General features: G+C 72.3%; 15 protein-coding genes. 10 read left to right on the forward strand and 5 right to left on the reverse strand.

The window, feature by feature from the left end; genetic code table 11:
* Positions 1–16: 16 nt before the first annotated feature.
* The 4 genes from cphA to POL25_RS12250 all read left to right on the forward strand — a co-directional run bounded on the left by cphA (position 17) and on the right by POL25_RS12250 (position 6,077).
* Complete coding sequence (gene cphA, locus POL25_RS12235) at positions 17–2,878, forward strand: cyanophycin synthetase (protein WP_272086151.1); 2,862 nt, start codon at positions 17–19, stop codon at positions 2,876–2,878.
* 21 nt (positions 2,879–2,899) lie between these two features.
* Positions 2,900–4,783: a Mur ligase family protein gene (locus POL25_RS12240; protein WP_272086152.1), complete on the forward strand. Its 1,884-nt coding sequence runs from the start codon at positions 2,900–2,902 to the stop codon at positions 4,781–4,783.
* A 71-nt stretch (positions 4,784–4,854) separates the two neighbouring features.
* Entirely contained in the window at positions 4,855–5,451 is a 597-nt protein-coding gene (locus POL25_RS12245; RefSeq protein ID WP_272086153.1) for a sigma-70 family RNA polymerase sigma factor, read from the forward strand.
* 74 nt (positions 5,452–5,525) lie between these two features.
* Complete coding sequence (locus tag POL25_RS12250) at positions 5,526–6,077, forward strand: cupin domain-containing protein (protein WP_272086154.1); 552 nt, start codon at positions 5,526–5,528, stop codon at positions 6,075–6,077.
* 112 nt (positions 6,078–6,189) lie between these two features.
* Here POL25_RS12250 and POL25_RS12255 read toward each other — a convergent pair whose 3' ends face one another.
* Positions 6,190–6,576, reverse strand: a complete 387-nt coding sequence (locus POL25_RS12255; RefSeq protein ID WP_272086155.1) for a globin domain-containing protein — start codon at positions 6,574–6,576, stop codon at positions 6,190–6,192.
* A 252-nt stretch (positions 6,577–6,828) separates the two neighbouring features.
* On the opposite strand from POL25_RS12255, the gene POL25_RS12260 reads away from it, so the two are divergent.
* A complete protein-coding gene (locus POL25_RS12260) occupies positions 6,829–7,755 on the forward strand; it encodes a serine/threonine-protein kinase (RefSeq protein ID WP_272086156.1) in 927 nt (308 codons plus the stop codon).
* Positions 7,756–7,831: 76 nt separating this feature from the next.
* The gene (locus POL25_RS12265; protein ID WP_272086157.1) at positions 7,832–8,923 is read left to right on the forward strand and encodes a hypothetical protein; all 1,092 of its coding nucleotides are present in this window, start codon (positions 7,832–7,834) and stop codon (positions 8,921–8,923) included.
* A 78-nt stretch (positions 8,924–9,001) separates the two neighbouring features.
* On the opposite strand, the gene POL25_RS12270 is transcribed toward POL25_RS12265, so the two are convergent.
* Entirely contained in the window at positions 9,002–9,436 is a 435-nt protein-coding gene (locus POL25_RS12270; RefSeq protein WP_272086158.1) for a DUF2141 domain-containing protein, read from the reverse strand.
* Positions 9,437–9,572: 136 nt separating this feature from the next.
* On the opposite strand from POL25_RS12270, the gene POL25_RS12275 reads away from it, so the two are divergent.
* Complete coding sequence (locus POL25_RS12275; protein ID WP_272086159.1) at positions 9,573–10,487, forward strand: MerR family transcriptional regulator; 915 nt, start codon at positions 9,573–9,575, stop codon at positions 10,485–10,487.
* 318 nt (positions 10,488–10,805) lie between these two features.
* The gene (locus POL25_RS12280) at positions 10,806–11,711 is read left to right on the forward strand and encodes a fasciclin domain-containing protein (RefSeq protein WP_272086160.1); all 906 of its coding nucleotides are present in this window, start codon (positions 10,806–10,808) and stop codon (positions 11,709–11,711) included.
* Positions 11,712–11,915: 204 nt separating this feature from the next.
* Here the strand turns inward: POL25_RS12280 and POL25_RS12285 are convergent, their stop codons facing one another.
* The gene (locus tag POL25_RS12285) at positions 11,916–13,130 is read right to left on the reverse strand and encodes an MFS transporter (protein WP_272086161.1); all 1,215 of its coding nucleotides are present in this window, start codon (positions 13,128–13,130) and stop codon (positions 11,916–11,918) included.
* A gap of 184 nt (positions 13,131–13,314) precedes the next feature.
* Here POL25_RS12285 and POL25_RS12290 point away from each other — a divergent pair, with 184 nt between their 5' ends.
* Positions 13,315–15,795 carry an FG-GAP repeat domain-containing protein gene (locus POL25_RS12290; RefSeq protein WP_272086162.1) on the forward strand — a complete coding sequence of 827 codons (2,481 nt, stop codon included), beginning with the start codon at positions 13,315–13,317 and terminating at the stop codon, positions 15,793–15,795.
* An 84-nt stretch (positions 15,796–15,879) separates the two neighbouring features.
* Entirely contained in the window at positions 15,880–16,908 is a 1,029-nt protein-coding gene (locus tag POL25_RS12295) for a DUF4215 domain-containing protein (RefSeq protein WP_272086163.1), read from the forward strand.
* Between the two features lie 95 nt (positions 16,909–17,003).
* On the opposite strand, the gene POL25_RS12300 is transcribed toward POL25_RS12295, so the two are convergent.
* Both POL25_RS12300 and POL25_RS12305 read right to left on the reverse strand, forming a co-directional pair.
* Positions 17,004–18,392, reverse strand: coding sequence for a phospholipase C (locus POL25_RS12300; RefSeq protein ID WP_272086164.1), 1,389 nt, complete (start codon positions 18,390–18,392; stop codon positions 17,004–17,006).
* Positions 18,393–18,910: 518 nt separating this feature from the next.
* Complete coding sequence (locus POL25_RS12305; RefSeq protein ID WP_272086165.1) at positions 18,911–21,103, reverse strand: MYXO-CTERM sorting domain-containing protein; 2,193 nt, start codon at positions 21,101–21,103, stop codon at positions 18,911–18,913.
* Between the last annotated feature and the right edge of the window lie 204 nt (positions 21,104–21,307).

The raw sequence follows: 21,307 nt of genomic DNA on the forward strand, positions 1-21,307 counted from the left end.
TGCCCCAAGGGACATCATGCAGATCCTCGAGCGTCGCGTCTACCGCGGTCCCAACCTCTACGCCCACTTCCCGGTCATCCGGATGAACCTCGACCTCGGCGAGCTCGAGCAGTGGCCGAGCGCGAAGATCCCGGGCTTCGTCGATGGGCTGCTCGAGGCGCTGCCGAGCCTGCAGCAGCACACCTGCTCGTATGGTGACGCGGGAGGGTTCGTCCGCCGCCTGCGCGAGGACAGCGGCACCTGGCTCGGCCACGTGCTCGAGCACGTCGCCATCGAGATCCAGGTGCTCACCGGGGCCAAGGTCAGCTTCGGCAAGACCCGCAGCACCGGCGCCACCGGCCAGTACTACGTCGTCTACGAGTACGAAGAGGAGCGCGTCGGCGAGGCCGCCAGCGACCTCGCGCTCGACCTCCTGCACTCGCTCCTGCCTGACGGTTTCGAGGGTCGCAAGGGCGTGCCCGAAGGCTTCGATTTCCCGTCGCGGCTCGAGGACCTGATCGCCTTCGCCCAGAAGCGCCAGTTCGGCCCCTCGACCGCCTCGCTGGTGCGGGCGGCCGAGCGGCGCGACATCCCGTGGATCCGCCTCAACGACCAGTCGCTGGTCCAGTTCGGCCACGGCCGCTACCAGAAGCGCATCCGCGCCACCGTCACCTCCGAGACTCGCCACATCGCCGTCGAGATCGCCAGCGACAAAGAGGAGACCAACAAGATCCTCGGCGACCTCGGCCTCCCGGTCCCGCGCCAGCACCTCGTGCGCACCGCCGATCGGGCCGTCGCCGCCGCCACGCGGCTCGGCTTCCCCGTGGTCGTCAAGCCGCTCGACGCCAACCACGGCCGCGGCGTCTCGATCGACCTGCAGAGCGAGACCGCCGTGCGGGCCGCCTTCGAGAAGGCCCAGGAGCACTCCAACAGCGTCATCGTCGAGACCTACATCCCCGGCTTCGACCACCGCATGTTGGTCGTCGCCGGCGAGCTGATCGCCGTCGCCAAGCGCGTCCCGGGCCACGTCGTCGGCGACGGCGAGCGGACCATCACCCAGCTCATCGAGCACGTGAACAGCGACCCGCGGCGCGGCATCGGCCACGAGAAGGTCCTCACCCGCATCGAGCTCGATTACCAGGCGCGGCGGCTGCTCGAGCTCAAGGGTTACACCGCCGACACCGTGCCGGCCGCCGGCGAAGAGGTCTACCTGCGCAGCACCGGCAACCTCAGCACTGGCGGCACCGCGATCGACCTCACCGACGTCTGCCACCACGACAACCGCGAGATGGCGGTGCGCGCCGCCAAGGCGATCGGCCTCGACATCTGCGGCATCGACTTCATCACCCCTGACATCACCCGCAGCCACCGCGAGGCCGGCGGCGGCATCTGCGAGGTCAACGCCGCCCCCGGCTTCCGCATGCACGTCGCGCCCACCGAGGGCACCCCGCGCGACGTCGCCGGCCCGGTCATGGAGATGTTGTTCCCGCCCGGCACCCCGAGCCGGATCCCCATCGCCGCCGTCACCGGCACCAACGGCAAGACCACCGTCTGCCGCATGATCGCCCACATCCACAAGATGTCCGGCGCCACCGTCGGCCTGTGCACCACTGACGGCGTCTACATCGACGGCGAGCGCACCGTCGTCGGCGACATGACCGGCCCCGTCGCCGCGCAGATGGTCTTGCGCGACCCGCTGGTCGACCTCGCCGTCCTCGAGACCGCGCGCGGCGGCCTGCTGCGCGCCGGCATGGGCTACCGCGCCTGCAACGTCGGCGCCGTCCTCAACGTCACCGCCGATCACCTCGGCCTCGGCGGCATCGACAACCTCGACCAGCTCGCCGAGCTCAAGCGCATCGTCGTCGAGGTCGCGCGCGACTGCGCCGTGCTCAACGCCGACGACGAGCACTGCCTGCGCATGGCCGACTACACCCAGGCCAACCGCATCGGCTACGTCACCACCAGCCCCAAGCACGACCTCGTGCGCCGGCACATCCGCGCCGGCGGCCTCGCGGTCGTGCTCGAGGAGGGCATCAACGGCGACATGATCACCGTCTACGACCGCGGCTCGCACATCCCGCTGCTGTGGACGCACCTCATCCCCGCCACCCTCGAGGGCAAGGCGCTGCACAACGTGCAGAACGCGATGTTCGCCACCTGCGTCGCCTACGCCATGGGCGTCAAGCTCGAGAACATCCGCCAGGGCCTGCGCACCTTCGACAGCACCTACTTCCAGGCGCCCGGCCGGCTCAACGTGTTCGAGGAGCTGCCGTTCAAGGTCATCCTCGACTACGGCCACAACCCCGCGGCCGTGCGCGCCATGGCCAGCCTGGTCTCGCGGCTCGACGTCAAGGGCAAGCGGGTCTGCGTGCTCGCGGCCCCCGGCGACCGCCGTGACGCCGACATCGCCGAGATCGCCCGCCACGCCGCGCCCGCCTTCGACCAGTTCATCATCCGCCAGGACGACGGCCTGCGCGGCCGCGCCTCCGGCGAGGTCGCCGACCTGCTGCGCACCGGCCTCCTGCAGCAGGGCGTCGCCGAGAGCAAGATCCAGATCATCCTCGACGAGCAGCGCTCGATCGACGCCGCCCTCGCCGCCTGCGATCAGGGCGACCTGCTGCTGATCTTCGGCGACAACATCTCGCGCTGCTGGAAGCAGATCGTCCGCTTCCGCGAGGACCGGTTCGCCCCGGCCGCCCGCGCCGCCGCCACCTCGAGCGTCGGCCAGCTCGCCGTCGGCCTGCCGAGCAACCCCACCGGTCACCTCGCCGGCCAGCCCGTCGGCCTCACCGGCCCGGTCAACGACGACCGCCCGGTCGAGGACCGGACCACCCCGTCCGGCGTCGTCGAGGACGCCCGCGGCGTCCGCCTCGCCCGCGACGCCGGGCTCGACGACTGACCTGACCCGAAGGACAGGACCATGCGACTCCTCGACGCCCGCCGGCTGACCGGGGTCAACCTCGACCTCGACGGCCCGGGCGCGATCGCCGAGGTCGAGTTCGAGCCCGGCGACGACCTCGCGCGGGCCCTCGCCGCCTGGCGGGACGCGGTCGCCCGCGCGGCCGCGCGGCTCGGCTGGCACGCGCCGACGACCGTGCGTCGGTGGGCTGGCGATCACGGCGCGGCTCTGGTGTTCCCGGCCCCGCCCGACGCGCTCTACGTCGCCGTCGACGTCACCGAGTGGGCCGTCGAGTGCGCCCAGCGGGCGCTGACCGGCGAGCCCCCGCGCGACCTCGAAGCGCTCCTGCCCGACCTGCTGGCGGCCCGCGAGCGCGAGCGCCTCGCCGTCCTCCCCGAGCTGCAGGCCGCCGCCGCCGCCCGCGGCGTCCCGCTGCTGCTCGACGACGACAGCCTCTCGCTCGGCGAGGGCGCCAGCTCGCGCACCTGGCCGCGGATCCTCGCGCCCTTGCCCGCGGATGTCCCCTGGGACAGCTTGCGAGCGATCCCCGTCGCCATCATCACCGGCACCAACGGCAAGACCACCACCGCGCGCCTGCTGGCCCGGATCGCCCGCACCGCCGGCCATGTCCCCGGCAACACCTCCACCGACGGCCTCGCCGTCGCCGAGCAGGTGGTCGAGACCGGCGACTGGACCGGCCCCGGCGCCGCCCGCATCGTCCTCCGCGACCACCGCGTCACGCTCGCCGTGCTCGAGGTCGCCCGCGGCGGGATCCTCCGCCGCGGCCTCGCGGTCGACCGCTGCGACGCCGCCTGCATCACCAACGTCGCCGCCGACCACCTCGGCGAGCACGGCATCGACGACCTCGCCGCCATGGCCCGCGTCAAGGCCGTGGTCGCCCGCGTGGTCGCTCCCCACGGCCGCGTCATCCTCGGCGCCGACGCCCCGGCCGGCGTGCCTGCCTCATCGGACATGTCCGAAGCGACCTTGCCGAAAGGCCATGTCCATGCAGACATGCCCCTTCGGACATCCGCGCCGACGAGCGCCGCGTCTGCCCCTTCGGACAGCGGCAATTTACCTGCTCTTTCAGCCAGCGCTGCCAACCCCCTGCTCGACCTCCCGCCCGAGGCCTTCTCGGCGCCGGTCGTGTGGTTCTCGCGCGACCCGCAGCACCCGCGCCTGCTGCGTCACCGCGCGGCTGGCGGCGAGGTGTGGTTCGTCTCGCCCGCGGGGACGCTCACGCGCGGCCGCGGGGCCGAGCCCGACGTCGCCATCGTGCCCGTCGCCGAGCTCCCGTTCTGCTTCGGCGGGGCCGCCACGCACAACGTCGCCAACGCCCTCGCCGCCGCCGCCCTGGCGACCGCGCTCGGCCTGCCCGACGCCGCCATCGCCGCCGGCCTGCGCAGCTTCGACGACAACCCCGGGCGCGCCCAGTTGGTCCAGGTCGGCCACGCCAAGCTGTTCCTCGACTTCGCCCACAACCCCGCCGGCATCGCCGGCCTCGCCCCGCTGCTCGGGCAGATCCGCGCCGGCGCGCGCTTATTGATCAGCCTCGGCATCGCCGGCGACCGCCGCGACGAAGACCTCCGCGACGTCGCCCGCGCCGTCGCCTCGCTGCGCCCCGACCTCGTGCTCACCCGCGACCTCGATCACTACCTGCGCGGACGGGCCCCGGGCGAGGTCCCGGGGCTGCTGGAGCGCAACTTCGCCGCGCTCGGGATCGCGTGCGAGCGGACCGCGAGCGAGGTCGCGGCGATCCGTCGCGGCCTGGAGTGGGCGCGGCCTGGCGACCTGATCGCGATCCTCGTGCACGTCGACCGCGACGAGGTCTGGGCTGAACTGCGCGCCCGCGGCGTCGCGACCGCGGCCGATGGAGACCGATCCGGGCGCCCCGGAGCGGCGTAAGAGCGTGACGACCTCGCACGCTCACCATGCTTGACGCGCACGCATACGGCCGCGCATATAGTCCAGCACCCGTGTCACGGCTGGGCCCAAACTCGCCGCCCGGGCCTTCGGGCCCCGAGCGCAGCGACGGCGAGCTCCTCGCCGCCATGGCCTCCGGCGACAGTGACGCGCTCGGCGACCTGCACGACCGCTACGCCGGCACCCTGCTGGCCACCGCGATCCGGATCCTCGGCAGCCGCCGCGAGGCCGAGGACCTCGTGCACGACGTGCTGATGGAGGTCTGGCAGAAGTCCGCCGACTACGACCCCGAGCGGGGCAGCGTGCGCACCTGGATCCTCATCCGCCTGCGCAGCCGGGCCCTCGACCGCTGCCGCCGGGCCGGTCGCTTCCGCGTCGAGACCCTCGAGGAGCGCGACCTCGACGACCTCGGGCTCGCCGGCGGCGACGATCCCGGCCACAGCCTCGACCACGAGCGCGTACGCCGCGCACTGCACGAACTGCCGCCCGCACAGCGCCAGGTGCTCGAATTGGCCTATTTCGAGGGTCTCTCGGCCACCGAGATCGCCGAGCGGCTCGCCGTTCCGGTCGGCACCGTCAAGTCGCGGACCGCTTCCGGCCTCGCCAAGCTGCGCGCCGCCCTTCATGCTGAAGACAGGGGGGACCGATGACCGGCCGCGACCGCGAAGCCCCGCCGCCGGACCCGCGCCACGCGTCCGCGCCGCACGAGGATGATCTTCAGGACATGTCCATCAGGACAGGCGATGCTGATGCTGTCGACGGCGCCATCGCCGAGGCGTTCACCGCCCTCTCGCTCGCGCTGAAGCCGGTCCGCCCGACCGCCGCCATGCGTGCCCGCCTGCTCGCCGCCGTCACCGCGCCCGAGCGCCGCTTCAGCCCCTTCATCGGCCGCCTCGCCCGCCTCCTCGACCTCGCCGAGGCCCGCGTGCGCGAGCTGCTGGACCGCCTCACCGACCGCGCGGCGTGGGAGAACGTGCTGCCGGACGTCGAGCTGTTCCACCTCGAGGGCGGCCCGGCCACCGCGGGCGCCGACGTCGGGTTCGTGCGCGTCGCCGCCGGCGCCCGCTTCCCGCACCACAACCACCTCGGCGACGAGCACGTGCTGGTGCTGCAGGGCGGCTTCGTCGAGGACGACGGCACCGTCGTGCGCGCCGGCGCCAGCTCCCACTGCGGCCCCGGCAGCAGCCACAGCCTCACCGCCCTGCCCGACCAGGACCTGGTCTACGCCGTCGTCGTGTTCGGCGTCGAGTTCCCCGGCCTGCCGCCGCGGCCCTGACTCGCCTGCCTCCCGGGACATGTCCGAGTGGACATGCCCCGAAAGACATGCCCGAAAGCACCCGCAGCCGGGGCTGCCCTCGCACCGCGCCGCACGCCGGCGCATCGGGGAGCTACCCGTGGTTCATCAGGAAGGTCGCGGTGTCGGCGAAGAACCCCCGCAGCGTCGCCGCCGCCCCCGGCTCGAGCTGGACCTCGGCGAGCGCCGCTTCCATCAGCGCCACCCAGCGATCGCGGGCGCGCAGGTCGAGCTTGAAGGGCATGTGCCTGGCCCGCAGCCGCGGATGGCCCCGCTGCGCGATGTAGCGCTGCGGACCGCCGAATCGGCCGACCAGGAAGTCGCGCAGGCGGACCTCGGCCCCGGTCATGTCGTCGCGCGGGTACATCGGCCCCAGGATGTCGTCGTCGACCACGCGGCGATAAAAGGCCGCTGCCAGCCGCGCAAAGCCCTCCTCGCCGATCCGGGCGTAGATCTCGTGTTCCGGCGCCTGCTCGCTCATCGGCGTCAGTGTGCCACGGGGCCTCGGCGCAGCCGCCGTCGCGGGCCGTGAGACAGCCGGCGCCGCCGAGCCGATCGCCGTGATCGCCGCCGCCGCCCGCGTGAACAAACTTCGGGCCGCGCGCACCCGGAAGTCCGCCGGGTCCCGGTGTCACCGCCCGCCGGGCGCGACCTGTCCCAAGGTAGGGGGACCGGGTCCGCGGCGCCCGCCCCGCCCGTCCTGCGCCGAGTTCTCCCGCCCGCGGCGAGCCCCGTGGTAGCCTGGACGCAGGTGCAGAGCCTGGCGCAGGACGAAGAGGACACCCTCGAAGCGGGCACCCTCGTCGCGACCTACTTCCGCGTGCTCGAGTTCATCGGCCCCGCCAACTTCGGCGATCTGTACCGCGGCGAGCACATCCAGATGGGCAGCCGCTGCGCCGTGCGGGTGCTCAGCCCGCAGTGGAAGAGCCTCGTGCGCGGCGACGAGGACGTCGACCGCTTCCGCCGCATGGCCCGCGCCGCCAGCGACACCTCGCACCCCAACATCGCGCAGGTGTTCGACGGCGGCCGGCTGGCCGACGGCCGGCTGTTCCTGGTCACCGAGCTGCTGGTCGGCAGCAGCCTGTTCGAGGCCGTCGCCGAGCGGCGCTACCTGCCGGTCCTGCGGGCCGCGCGGATCCTCCGCGACGTCGCCCGGGCCGTGCGCGCCGCCCACAACGCCGGCCAGGTCCACCGCGACCTCAAGGCCGAGAACGTCATGCTCGTGCCGCTGCCCGACGGCGACGGCGAGGCCGTGCAGGTGCTCGACTTCGGCATCGCCGCCTGGGCCGAGGCCGAGGCGCGCAAGCAGAACCCCGGCGCCTTCGTGGCCACGCCCGAGTACATGGCCCCCGAGCAGGTGCTGGGCAAGCCCGCCAGCCCGCTGTTCGACATCTACGCCATGGGCGTGATGCTGTTCGAGGCCCTCGTCGGCGAGACCCCGTTCTCCGGCAACCCGCAGGCGCTGATGAAGGCCAAGGTCGCCCGCCCCGCACCCTCGCTCGCCAGCAAGCTGCCCGGCATGCCGCGCCGCCTCAGCGAGCTGGTCGACGACTGCCTCCACACGGACCCCGGCCTGCGGCCCCAGAGCGCCAACGAGTTCGTGGTCCGCATCGAGGAGATCCTCCGCACCTTGAACCGGACCTCGGGCCCGCAGACATGAGCCCGCGGGCCGCCCCCGGCCTGTCCTGAAGCACATGTCCCCCGGAACCTGCCCTCGGGACCCTGTCCTGAAGCACATGTCCCCCGGAGCCTGTCCTCGCGCACCTGTCCCGCCGGGCAGCCCAGCCCCCGCCGCGGCCTGTCCTCGCGCACCTGTCCCGCCGGGCAGCCCAGCCCCCGCCGCGACCCGCCTTCGAGCAACTGTCCCGCCGGGCAGCCCAGCTCCCACCGGGTCCGCGGCCTCGATCGCCGCCGCTCGGCTCGCCACGCTCCTGGCCTTTGGAGCATGTTCCTCGAGCCCTGTCCCTTCCGACAGCCCCGGCCCGCCCCCGCCCGCGCTCGCCCCCGTCCCCCCGGCCGTCGAGTGCCCCGAGTTCGCCGTCGCCGCCAGCCCCGGCTCGCTCGCCCCGCCGGAGATCGTCGAGGCCTCGGGCCTGGCCGCCAGCCGTCAGAACCCGGGCGTGCTGTGGACCCACAACGACTCCGACGCCGGCGGCCCGCTCGTCTACGCGTTCGCCCGCGACGGCGCGCGCTACCTCGGCCGCTGGCGGCTGGGCGGCGCCGCGGTCCATGACTGGGAGGACATGGCCCTCGGGCCAGGCAAGGACGGCCGCGACGCGCTCTACGTCGGCGACATCGGCGACAACCAGCGCAAGCGCGCGCACGTGGTCGTCTACCGGGTCGCCGAGCCGACCGTCGACCTCGCCGCCGCGCCCGCCGAGCACCGCCTGTCCGGCGTCGAGCGCCTGGTCTTCACCTACCCGGGCGGCCAGGCTCACAACGCCGAGACCTTGCTCGTCGACCCCGTGCGCGGCGACCTTTGCATCGTCACCAAGCGCCGCGGCGGCTCGGCCGTGTTCTGCGCCGCCGCCCCGCTGAGCTCCGGCGAGCTCGTCGCGGCCGGCGAGTCCGACGTGCTCGGCCTCGTCACCGGCGGCGCCGTCAGCCGCGACGGCACGCTGGTGGCCCTCCGCTCCTACCTGGCCGCCCGCGCCTGGCGCCGCGACCCCTCACGCCCGCTCGCCGAGGCCTTCCGCGGCCCCGACTGCCACCTCCCGCTCGCGCTCGAGCGCCAGGGCGAGGCGCTCACCTTCGCCAGCGACGGCCGCGGCTACTACACCGTCAGCGAAGGCCTCGCCCCGACGCTGCACGTCTACGCGCCCCGCTGATCCCGCGCGAACCGGTCCTGTTCCAAACCGCTCCCGCGCGCGCACGACCTCACCGGCGACCCGCGCGGCAAGAGAGACTCAGAGATACTGGATCGTCACGCGCTGGACCGTCCCGCCGGCCGCCACGCTGAATTTCGCGTCGCGGTACTTCGGCGGCCCGAACCGGCCCTTCGCGTTGTTCGAGGCGGCGAACCCTTCCTTCGGGATCCCCACCCACGTCGTGTCCATCGCGTTGTTGCCGTTCTCGTCGTGGACCACGGCGAACGCGTACTCGCCGACCGGCGCCGCCAGGTCGACCTGCGCCTTTCCGTTCGCCACCTTCGCCACCGCCGTCTGCCACGCCTTGCCCGGGTCGCTCGGGAAGCCGTCAGGGCCGCGATACACCGCCACCAGCACCTGACCGGCGTCGCTGCGGAACCCGCTCATCCGGATCGACAGTCCGCCCTCGGCCTCGGCCGGCGCGGCGGTGGCGAGGAGCGCCAGGATGCTCGTGATCAAGCTTTGTGCCAGCATGCGGGGTCGAGTCTCCAGCCGGGGATGGCGCCGCAAGCGGTTGCAGAGCGGCCTGGATCGCAGTATACAAGCTTTGCGGAGAGTTGCTCGCAACCTTTCGCAAGCCCTGAACCCTCTCCGTCGACCCGCGACCCCCGTGAGTACCGGACGATACCGCATCCAATCGGTGGCCGAGATGACCGGCGTGTCGGCGGCCACCCTGCGCGCCTGGGAGCGTCGCTACGGCCTGCCCGCCCCCCGGCGCTCGTCGTCGGCCTACCGCCTCTACAGCGACCGTGACGTCGAGCGGATCCGCCGCGTGCGCGAGCTGTGCGAGGCGGGCATGGCGCCGTCCGAAGCCGCACGCAGCGTGCTCGCCACCGACGACGAGAGCGCCGTGGCCGCCCGCGTCGAGGCCGACAACGACGAGCTCGCCGTCCAGCGGATCCTCGAGGCCGTCGACCACTTCGACCCCGACCGCATCGAGGCCGCCGTCAAGAGCTCGCTGTTCCTCGGCCCGGCCGTTACCCTGTTCGAGCGGGTGTTCAGCCCCGCCCTCGTGCAGCTCGGCGAGCGCTGGGCCCAGGGCACCGTCAGCGTCGCCCAGGAACACCTGGCCGCCGAGATCCTCGGCAACACCATGCGCTTCCTGCTGCGCCTCGTGCAGCCCGAGCGCGCGCGCCGGCAGGTCGTGCTGGCCTGCTTCGCCGACGAGGAGCACACCGGCCCGCTCTACGGCGTCGGCCTGCGCCTGGCCACCTGGGGCGTCAAGTCGATCGTGCTCGGGGCCCGCACCCCGCCCGAGGCCGTGCGCCACATGATCGACGAGCTGCGCCCCGACATCGTCGGCCTGTCCGCCACCGTCGTCCCCCCTCCCGAGCGCCTCCACGCCCTCCTCGACGGCTACGCCGCCGCCTGCGGCTCGACCCCGTGGATGGTCGGCGGGATCGCGGCCGAGGCCATGCGCGAGCCCCTGACTGCCCGCGGCGGCCACGTCGCCCCGACCGCCAAGGATCGCCTCCACGAGCTGATCCAGCGGCTCTGCCCGCTCGACGCCGCCGCCGCCGACTGACCGCCGCGGCAGCCCCTTCGGACATGCCCCGAAGGACATGTCTCTAAGAACATTACCCATGGGACATGTCCACTGCTACGACAAGCTCGCCGCCCCCTGTCACCGCATCGATCGCCGCCGAGCCGTCAGAGCGCGAGCGCCGCGACAGCAGACGCCCACGCCCCACCTTCGTCACCCTCCCGCTGTCGCTACCTTCGTGGGAGACCCGCTGCGCGGCCCGGGCTCTGCGCGTGAATTCGGCGGCTGCGAGCGCCTCCCCATCGCAACCCCCGGCGCCCTTTGACAACGCCGGCCCGGCGCGTCAAAACCGCCTCGCCGATGTCGCCACGCCGCTTCGCCCCTGTCCTGTCCCTCGCGCTCGCTCTGGCCTGCACCCGCGGCGGCGAGAGTGCCCCGCCGGTCGACGCACCGCCGCCCGAGCCGCCCGCCGTGGCCGCCGAGATCGCCCCCGAGCCCGAGCCCGAAGCCCCGCCGGAGCCCGAGGCCCCGCCCGCGCCCACGCTCGACCTCCTCGCCACCGCCAGCGAGACCGGCGGCCTCACCACCTTCCTGTCCGCGGTCGACGTCGCCGGCCTGCGCGACGCCTTGCAGGGCCCCGGCCCCTTCACGATCTTCGCCCCCAGCGACAAGGCGTTCGCCGCCCTGCCCAAGGGCGAGCTCGACCGCCTGCTCAAGAACAAGAAGAAGCTCGCCGCGCTGCTGCAGCACCACGTCGTCGCCGGCCCGCCGCTGCCCGGCAAGGCCTACCCGTCGGCGGTCGGCAGCCCCGCCGAGCCTGCCGCCGCCGAGCCTGCCGCCGCCGAGCCGCCCGCCGAGCTCCCGCCGCCCACGCTCACGACCCTCGCCGGCGTCCCGCTGCCGCTGCTGCCCGCGCTGGCGCGCGCCGACATTCCGGCCACCAACGGCGTGCTCCACGTGATCGACGCCGTCCTGCCCGCCCCCGGCAAGCCCGCGAAGTCGGTCAAGCCCGCCCAGCCGGCCACCAAGCCCACCCAGCCGGCCACCAAGCCCGCCCAAGGGACCGACCCCGCCCCAAGCAACAAGCCCGCGCAAGCGACGGACCCCGCCGCCAAGCCGCCCGAGCCGAGCAAGCCCGCGCAAGCGACCGACCCCGCCGCCAAGCCGCCCGAGCCGAGCAAGCCCGCGCAAGCGACCGACCCCGCCATCAAGCCCGCCAAGCCCGCCGAGGCGAGCAAAAAGCCCGCGCAGCCGCCTGCCCCGTAGAGCATGTCCTATGCGACCTGTCGCTTTGGACATGCTTTAAAGGGCATGTCCGAAGCACCAGGATCCTCGAGCTCGCCGAACGGGGCCCGACAGACCAGCCAGCCCGAGCGAGTCCCCCCGAGCTTCGCTCTCACCTGTCCGCAAGGACAGCCGTCGCCTCGCCCTCTCGCTGTCCCTTCGCAGCGCCGGACCTGCCCGCTCCGCTCACGGCACGTTCGCCAGCTCGGTCGCGCCGCGGCGGACCTTCTCGTAGTGCAGCACCGCCGGCAGCACCCCGAGCGCGCACAGCACCGCCGCCAGCAAGAAGTGCGCCCCGTAGCCGAACTTGGCCGCCGAGAAGCCTGAAAGCGCAGCCCCGATCCCGGTCGCCAGCACCACCACGCTGGCCTGGATCGTGTAGTCGGTGCCGGCGGTGCGTGGGCGTGACGCGTCCATCATCATCGTGAACAGCGCCGCCGTCGCCATCCCGCCCGAGAAGTGCTCGAACATGCAGAGCGCGTACAGCATCCAGCCCTCGCGCGCCCCCGCGGCCGCGATCGCGTACGACGCGACCGCCAGCGCCTGCACCGCCGCGAACACGAACAGGCAGCGGTAGCGGCCGTAGCGGGTCACGAATGCCCCGCCGACCATCGCCCCGACCAGCCCGGCCAAGAACCCCGCCGTGCCCGTCAGCCAGCCGATGTCGGCCAGGCCGAGGCCGAGGTCGATGAAGAACGGCCGCAGCATCCCGACCCCGAACGCCTCGCCGAGCTTGAACGCCGCGATCGCGGCCAGCCACGAGCCGACCCCCGGCCGGCGGAAGAACTCGGTGAACGCGGCCAGCCCCGGGCGCTCCGCCTGCTCCGGCGCCGGCTCGCCGCGGAACGCCGCGATCGGCAGCGTCGTGAGCGCGATCGCCCCGGCCATGCACTGGCACACGCGGGCCCAGCCGAGCCACGGATACAGGATCAGCAGCACCCCACCGCACAGGATCATCCCCAGGCGATACGCCGCGACCTGCACCCCGTTGCCGAGCCCGCGCTCCTGCGGCGCCAGGATCGTCACCGCCAGCCCGTCGGTCGCGATGTCCTGCGTCGACGCCAGGAAGTTGAGGATCAGCACCCCGACCAGCATCGCCTGCAGGTCGACCGTCGGCTCGACCGTCGCCAGCACCAGCAGCGTGATCACCGTGAGCAGCTGCAGCGGCACGATCCAGCTGCGCCGGCGACCGAAGCGATCGAGCCCGTGGCGGTCGACCAGCGGCGCCCACGCGAACTTCAGCGCCCACGGCAGCGCCAGCAGCGACGCCAGCCCCACGCCCTCGAGCGACACGCCCTGCTCGCGCAGCATCGCCGGCAGGAACTGCGAGAAGAACCCGTACGGCATCCCCTGCGCCAGATACAGCGATGCGAGCAGCGCGAGCTTGCCGGCGGGCGTCATCGTCCGCGCACGATAGCGCACCGCCCTGGCCGCCGCTCGCGCCGCACCATCTTCGGCGCGCTTCGCGACGCGCAGATGACGGTGCGTCCGCGATTTCGCAGCACCCCTCACCACCTGTCTCTTCGGACATCTCGTGACCCGGCCTGCGCTTGACGCTCGCGCGCGGCCAGGCGAAGGTCGCCCGATGACCCGCGCCTATGCCTTGCCTTGCACGCTCGTCCTCGCGCTCGCCGGTTGCGGCGACGACGGGCGCCCGGCCGACGACGGCACCGCCACGCTCGCGACCTCGACGCCGAACCTGACCGAGCCGACCAGCACCAGCGACGGCTCGACCGCCACCACCGCCCCGACCACCACCGACCCGACCACCACCGGCACCACCACCGGCGGTCAGGGCAGCGGCGAGGCCGGCGAGCCGTGTGGCGTCAGCGCGGAGTGCAAGCCCGGCCTCGTGTGCGCCGGCGGCGAGTGTGCCCCGACCGACGGCGAGTGTCAGACCGACGACGACTGCAGCGGCGACACCTACTGCTGCGCCGACGGCTGCCTCCCCGTCGGCGAGAGCCCCGCCGTCTGTATCCCGTACGGCTTCGATCCGAACCAGTGGAGCAACGACGAGTGCGTCGGCGACGTCACCATCGGCCTGTTCGAGCCGGCCGTGCAGTGCGAGTGGGCCGCCCCGCCCGACGGCGATCCTTACCCCGGCCACAAGTCGGTGCTCACCACCCCGCTCATCTTCGACCTCCCGCACGGCAGCAACGTCGAGTTCCCGCAGGCCGAGATCGTCATCGTCACTTACAACTACACCGACGGCGGCGAGCCGTCCGGCTGGGGCTCCGACCCCAACTACTACGGCGTCATCCGCATCCTCGACGGCACCACCTGCGCGCTGATCGAGTCGATCGACGACCCCGCCAACCGCATCATCGCCGCCAGCCCGCCGGCGATCGGCGACATCGACGGCGACGGCCTGGCCGAGATCGTCACCCACCGCGCCGTGTCCGGCACGATCGCCTTCGGCTGGGACGTCGCCACCAAGAAGTACGTCACCAAGTGGGTCGCCGCCGGCACCGACTTCAGCATGGTCACCCGCTGGGACGGCCCCTCGCTGCACGACCTCGACGACGACGGCGTCGCCGAGGTCATCACCGGCAGCGAGGTCTACGACGGCGCCAGCGGCACGCGCCTCAACCCCGGCCAGGTCGTGCCCGGCGCCGGCGCGGGCCGCTTCTCGGTCATCGGCGACCTCGACCAGGACGGCGCGGCCGAGCTGATCGGCGCCGGCGTGTGGCGCTGGAACGTCGGCACCAACACCTGGGACATGGCCTGGCCCGGCGACCCCGACGGCGGCGCCCACTACGGCTTCGCCGACTTCGGCACCCCCGGCGCCGACCCGGCCAGCTTCAACGCCGCCGCGCTCGACGGCCGCGCCGAGATCGTCAGCGTCACCGGCGGCCTGGTCGAGCTCTACACCCTCGAGGGCCAGCTGATCTTCAGCGCGGTCACGGACCTCGGCAGCGGCGGCCCGCCGACCATCGGTGACTTCGACGCCGACGGCTTCCCCGAGATCGCCAGCGCCGGCGGCAAGGCCTTCAGCATCTACGACCTCGACTGCAAGGACGGCCTCGCCCCCGGCTGCGTCGCGCCGTGGATCCGCTGGTCGCAGGCGTCGCAGGACCTGTCGTCGCAGAACACCGGCTCGTCGATCTTCGACTTCGAGGGCGACGGCGCCGCCGAGGCCGTCTACGCCGACGAGTGCTTCCTCCGCGTCTACGCCGGCGCCACCGGCGAGGTCCTCTACTCGACCTTCCGCACCTCGTGCACCTGGTACGAAAACCCCGTGGTCGGCGACCCCGACTACGACCAGAACACCGAGATCCTGGTCGGCTCGAACGACAACTGCAGCGTGGTCTGCCCCGACATCGACCCGATCCACCGCGGCCTGCGCTGCGAGACCGGCGAGGAGTGCGGCGCGCCGTTCATCTGCGACGCCGGCTTCTGCCGCTGCAGCGACGACACCCAGTGCGTCAGCGGCCACGCCTGCACCGAGCCGCTGGCCGGCACCCCGGGCGCCGGCAACGTGTGCCGCGCCGTCCACCCGCCGGGCGTCGGCCTCACCGGCCTACGTGTCCTTCGGGACAGGCTCGACCGCTGGGCCTCGTCGCGTCCGCTGTGGAACCAGCACGCCTACTCGGTCACCAACGTCGACGACGACGGCGGCATCCCTGCGATCTCGCAGTGGCAGCCGAACTTCACCCAGCCCGACCTCAACAACTACCGCCAGAACCGCCAGGGTGACACGCCGCCGGCCGCCTTGCCCGACATCACCGGCAAGCTCGGCGACCAGAGCTGCATGGGCAAGGACGGCAAGGTGGTCCTGACGAGCACCGTCTGCAACCGCGGCAAGAAGGCCGTCGGCGCCAACCTGCCCGCGACCTTCTACCTCGGCGACCCGGCCGACGGCATGGTCCTGTGCGTCGCGTACACGTCCGAGCCCGTCCCGGTCGAGGAGTGCCGCGACGTCTCGTGCACCATCGACGACACCGTCGACGGCACCGTCACCGTGGTCGTCGACGACGACGGCCAGGGCGGCGAGTTCGCCCTCGAGTGCTTCGAGAACAACAACAGCGACGCCATCCAGATCAAGAACTGCAGCCCGGTCGGCTGAGCGCGGGCGCGCCCGCGAGAAATCGCGCGGCCGCGTGCCTGCGCCGCGCTGGGCAGGCAGGCGACGAGCCCCTAAACTCGGCCCGTGCTCCCTCCTGCCCTGCGGCTCGGCGTCGCCCTGCTCCTGCTCCCCGCCTGCTTCAACCCGACCGGCGCCCTCACGACCGGCTCGACCGGCCCCGGCACCAGCGGCGACAGCGAGACCCTCACCGACGCGACCTCGACCTCGACGACCTCGCCCGGCAACACCACCCCGCCGACCACGCTGCCGTCGATGACCGAGGCGACCTCCGAGCCGACGTCGACCGAGCCGGGCCCCGGCACCACGCAGCCCTCGCCCATCTGCGGCGACGGCAACGTCGACAACGGCGAGCTGTGCGACGACGGCAACGCCGAAGAGACCGACGACTGCCTCAACAACTGCCAGCTGGCCAGCTGCGGCGACGGCTTCGTCCACGCCAAGCGCGAGCTGTGCGACGACGGCCCCGACAACGCCACCGACGCCCCGTGCACCCCGGAGTGCACCCCGGCCACGTGCGGCGACAAGATCGTGTGCCACGACTGCGGCGAGGAGTGCGACGGCGGCCTCTGCGACGACGACTGCACCTTCAAGCAGCGCTATGTGTTCGTCACCAGCAGCCTGTACCAGGGCAGCCTGGTCGGCGGCCTGTCCGGCGCCGACGACAAGTGCGTGCTCGCGGCCGGCAGCAATGCGGCGCTGGCCGGCCGCAAGTTCGTCGCCTGGCTCAGCACCAGCGAGGTCGACGCGAAGTCGCGGATCGGCGTGACGGACGACCCGTACGTACGCGTCGACGGCCAGACGCTCGCGGTCGGCACGGCGGACTTCCTCGACATCACGTCGCCGATGATGGTGCCCATCGACGTCAACGAGAACGGCCAGATGGTGAACGACAGCCTGGAGGCCTGGACCGGCACCCAGGCCGACGGCCTCAAGTCGGTGACGACCCAAATGTGCGGCGACTGGGAGCGGGGCGAGGGCGACGGCCGCAAGGGCACGATCAGCGAGAACGGCGTGCTGTGGACCGACGACGGCACGATCTCCTGCAACAGCACCGCCCGCCTCTACTGCATCCAGGTCGCCCCGCCGCCATGACATGTCCCAAAGGCCATGTCATTCGCGCCGACCCGCGCGGCCGCGATCGCGGGCAGCATGTCCCTTTCGCCATGTCCTGAATGACATGTTATTTTTCACGGCTTCTCCGGGTAGAGCTTGGCGCAGCGAGCGACCGCGCCGGCGTCGACCTGCGGCAGCGTGACCTTCGGCGGCGTCGCGTCCGGCGGCGCCGCGAAGTCGAACATGTCCCACGGCGCCAGCGCGTTGGCGTCGCGGGCGGTCAGCGCCGGCAGGACGAAGCGGGCCTCGATGAAGCGGAGGATCGACGTGTGGTCGTAGACCTCGTGGCTGACGTGGTGCTTCTTCGCGTACGGCGAGACGACGATGAACGGCACGCGCGGCCCGAGCTGGTCGAACCGGCCCGGCCGGTCGTGCGGCTGCAGCTCCGGCTCGTGGGCGTCGGGCGGGCAAGCGGCCGGCGGCGCCACATGGTCGAACAGCCCGCCGTGCTCGTCGTACGCGAAGAACAGCGCCGAGCGCGACCAGTTCGGGCTCTTCAGCAGCGCAACGACCACCTGGGCCACGAACAGCTGCCCGAGCCCCGCCACCGACGGCGGGTGCTCCCACGTCGCCTGCGACTCCGGCGCGTCGAAGGTCGCGTTGACGAACGACACCGCCGGCAGCTTGCCCGCCGCCGCGTCGGCGAAATACTGCGCGATCGGCCGCCGCTGCGCCCCCGGGTCCGGCAGCATGCCGGTCAAAAAATCACCGAGCCCGCCCTCGTCGCTGAAGTACACCTTGAACTCGACGCCGCGCGTCACAAGGTGGTCGAAGATCGTCACGTCGGGCTTGAAGTTGACGTTGACGGTGCGCCCGTACGACGACCCCGCGTAGAGGTACATCCGGTTGGGCCAGGTCGGCCCCGGCACCGCGCTGAAGTAACGATCGCCGAGCGCGAACTCGTTGGCCAGCCAGTAGTAAAACGGCAGGTCGGGCTCGTCGTAATAACCCATCGCCCGCTCGCCCTTCAGCGTTGCGTCGATCACCTCGTCGCCCTTGCCCTCGTTGGTGCTGACGAACCCGTCCATCTTGCCGCCGGCGATCTGCTCGTGCACGGCGTCCCACGAGTGGTTGGTGTTGCCGAAGCAGGGATGCTTCTGGTGGTGGATCGCCACCGGGGCGCCGTCAGGCCCGGGGTTCGAAAAATCCACCGGCGCGACGTCGGCCTCCGGTTGCCCACGCACCGGGAGCATCTGAAAGTAGTGATCGAACGAGCGGTTCTCCTGCATGAGCACGACGATGTGATCGATCGGGATCTGGTCGCCGCCCGGATACGATTTGCCCTGCGTCTCCGCCGGCAACGCCCCGGCCTCGTAGTGACAACTGCCCCGCGCCTTGGCGGCCTCGGCGTCGCCCGGCGGCGTCACCGGCCGATCCCAGTCGGCCTCGGTGGTCTGCTCGCCCGTGTTGACGACGCAAGCCGCCACCACGGCCAGCGCCCCGACTCCTGCTCTTCGTGCCATGCCGGCTCCTCGCTCCGCTGCGAATCCGAACGCGAGCCCCCGCCGCCTCGCAAGCGGCCCGGTGCGCGCGGCCAGCCGGGTAGCACGCGCCCGCCTCCGCGCGAGCCAAGGCGCCCACGCCCGCGAGAACCCGCATGCTAACGTCCCGGCGCCCCAACGACGAGCCCATGCGGGGCCTCCGCCGACATGTCCCTTCGAACATGCCGGCGAGCGCTCGAGCGACCGACTACATGTCCCTCAAGACATGTTCATTCGAGCGCTCCGGCGAGCGCCCGAACGACGCCGGCGACACGTCCTTCAAGACATGTCATTCGAAAATGCATCCAGAATTCCGGCGAGCGCTCGAGCGAGCGGCGACATGTCTCTCAACCCATGTCCGTTCGCAGCAAACCTTTGGCATGTTTCTACGAGCGCCGGGCCGACCGCCGCCCTGAGCGAGCGACGCGCCTCCAGTCCGTCCCGCAGCCCCTGCCGCGCTGCGTGCAGCGTCCCGAGACCCGTTTTCAGGTCATGCGAGATCAGCCCGCGCGGCGGCGTCGTCGGGCCAGCCCGAGCAGCCCGAACCCCAGCAGCGAGGCCTCCGGACCGTCCGCCGCCGCCGCACAGCCGCAGCCCTCCTTGGCCGCTCCGCCCGGCGCCCCGCTGTCGGATTCGCCGGCGGTGGTCGACCCTTCACCGCCCTCGCCCGGCCCCTCGCTCGTGCCCGGCTGTCCACCCGTCGGCGCCCCCGTCGTCACACCGGTCGTCGTCGCATCGGTCGTAGCCGCGTCCGTCGTCATCCCGCCCGTCGTCGAGGTGCCCGTCGTGGCGCCCTCCGAAGTCATCGCGCCGGTCGTCGGCTCGGGCTCGGCGGTGGTCGGCTCCCCGCCGTCGGAGGTCGCGTCCGAGTCGCTGGGATCCGGCAACGGATCGGGCTCGCCGACCTCGTCGCCGCTGTCGAGCCCGCCGCAGTGCAGCCCGCCGCAGCACGGATCGATCATCGTCTGCGCCAGCACCTCGGTGAACATGTGCTCGAAGATCGCCGCGAAGGCCGCCTGCAGCTCGACCTGCGAGTCCCCAGCCGGGAAGAAGTCGAGCGCGCCGCCCGAGCCCCACGCCGCCATCATCGTCAGCTGCTCGACCGCCTCCGGCGCCGCGGCCAGCTCGCCGAGCCCGAGCACGTACGTGCGCACCCCGTCGGTGACCATCTGCTCGAGCGACGCCTGCACGTCCGCGTCGACCGAGTCATACGTGCCGTCCATGATCAGCACGTTGTAAAATTTCGTCTGCGCGTCGCAGGTGTGCGCCGCGTCCACGGCCAAGCAGCTCGAGCGGGCCTCGGCCAGGTGTCCCTGCACCAGCTCGAGCCCGAGGTGCACGAACGCCCCCGAACCGGCGCACGCGTCCGGCTTCTGCGGATCTTCGTCGCAGCGCGGCACATGGCTCTGCACCGACGTCGTCGGCCCGGGGAACATGATCTCGTCGGTCTTGAAGGTCCACGTGATCGGCGGCCCCCCCCACGGGTCGACGCACCCCGGCGCCACACACGAGGTCTGCGGGTCGAGCGCCCAGGCGAGTACGCCGCCGCGGCATGGCGCGTAGTCGACGACGAGCTCGTGCTCGGCCGGCGCATCATCGCCGAACACCGTCGCGCCGACGATCGTCCACATGTCGAGCGGCACACTCCCCCCGGCCAGCGGCAGCGTCCCCTGGTTCAGGGCTGTCTCGATCCCCCCGTTGCGCAGCAGGTCCCAGCGCGTCTGCCCCATCGCCCCGTGCACGCTGTCGCCCATCACGTTGAGCATCGACGACGACCCGTCGAGGATGAACATGACGCGCGGCCGCCTCGGGTCGCAGACCGGTTGAACGACCCCGCCGATGATCGCCTGGATCATCATCTTCAACGCGTCATTGAGCATCGACAGCTCGACGAACGCATGATCGGTGCCGCCGGCCGCCGCCAGCTCGCTGGCCTTCGCCGTGCCGGCGGCGTCGCCGACCGACAGCACGTAGGTCGGGATCGCCGCCTCGTTCCACATGGCCAGCGCGACAGCCGACGGATCGGCCTCCGGCGGCTGCAGCACCTGGGTGTTCTCCCCATCGCTCCACACGCCCTGCGTGATCACGATCAGCGCCGGCTTGCGCGCGTCCGGCCCGACCTCCTCTGGATGATCGGCGGCCGCTGCCGCGAACAGCGAGCCGGCCCGAATCAGCGCCCCCGCCGTCCACGCCCCGATCCCGCTCGGAGCCCCGTCGAGCGGCGGCGGCACTGCGGCCAGCGTTTCCTTCACGGCCACGCCGTTGCACTGAAAATAATCCTTGTCGGGCGCGAGCGGATCATAGAACCCGACATCGAGCTTCTGCCCGTCGACCAGCCCGCTCGAATCACCGACGATCGTCGTGCCCGTCTGCTCGACGTCGGGGTCGTGCCCGAAGCGCATCAGCGCCAGCATGGTGTTGCCCTGGATGTAGCCGTTGTCGCCGTCGACGATCCCTTGCACCGCCGCGACCGCTCGCTGCCAGCGCGTCTCGTCGGCGTCGAACATCGCGTTCATCGCCGTCGAGTAGTCGAGCGCGATCAAGAACAGCGGCTTGGTGAAGGTGCATTGCCCCTCCATGACGCACACCGGGGCCGCGCGCGACGGCTCCACGCCCACCATGGCCAGCCCCGCCCCGGCGAGGATCCCGAATTGCGAACCGATGCGCTTCCACGACCGCAGGGTCTCGCTCATGCCCCGCCAGTTCATCCGCGGCGGCCGTCCGCGTCAATTCCACCTCGCGCTCCGCGCCCACGCCTCAGCTCGTCGGCCTCACCGGCGGATCACCATCTCCGAGCCGATCGCCGCCCGCGCTTCATTCCGTCGTCGCCATCACTGGCACGATCCGCACACCGATCAAGCTCCAAAAGTCTGACACCACGCTTCATCTGCCATCGA

The sequence above is a fragment of the Nannocystis bainbridge genome (assembly GCF_028368995.1).
GTDB classification, from domain to species: Bacteria; Myxococcota_A; Polyangia; order Nannocystales; family Nannocystaceae; genus Nannocystis; species Nannocystis bainbridge.

Coding starts and splice junctions, on each gene's coding strand:
- cphA (WP_272086151.1), top strand. CDS start 17: ATGCAGATCCTCGAGCGTCGCGTCTACCGCGGTCCCAACCTCTACGCC.
- POL25_RS12240 (WP_272086152.1), top strand. CDS start 2,900: ATGCGACTCCTCGACGCCCGCCGGCTGACCGGGGTCAACCTCGACCTC.
- POL25_RS12250 (WP_272086154.1), top strand. CDS start 5,526: ATGTCCATCAGGACAGGCGATGCTGATGCTGTCGACGGCGCCATCGCC.
- POL25_RS12255 (WP_272086155.1), bottom strand. CDS start 6,576: ATGAGCGAGCAGGCGCCGGAACACGAGATCTACGCCCGGATCGGCGAG.
- POL25_RS12265 (WP_272086157.1), top strand. CDS start 7,832: ATGTCCCCCGGAGCCTGTCCTCGCGCACCTGTCCCGCCGGGCAGCCCA.
- POL25_RS12270 (WP_272086158.1), bottom strand. CDS start 9,436: ATGCTGGCACAAAGCTTGATCACGAGCATCCTGGCGCTCCTCGCCACC.
- POL25_RS12280 (WP_272086160.1), top strand. CDS start 10,806: ATGTCGCCACGCCGCTTCGCCCCTGTCCTGTCCCTCGCGCTCGCTCTG.
- POL25_RS12285 (WP_272086161.1), bottom strand. CDS start 13,130: ATGACGCCCGCCGGCAAGCTCGCGCTGCTCGCATCGCTGTATCTGGCG.
- POL25_RS12290 (WP_272086162.1), top strand. CDS start 13,315: ATGACCCGCGCCTATGCCTTGCCTTGCACGCTCGTCCTCGCGCTCGCC.
- POL25_RS12300 (WP_272086164.1), bottom strand. CDS start 18,392: ATGGCACGAAGAGCAGGAGTCGGGGCGCTGGCCGTGGTGGCGGCTTGC.
- POL25_RS12305 (WP_272086165.1), bottom strand. CDS start 21,103: ATGAGCGAGACCCTGCGGTCGTGGAAGCGCATCGGTTCGCAATTCGGG.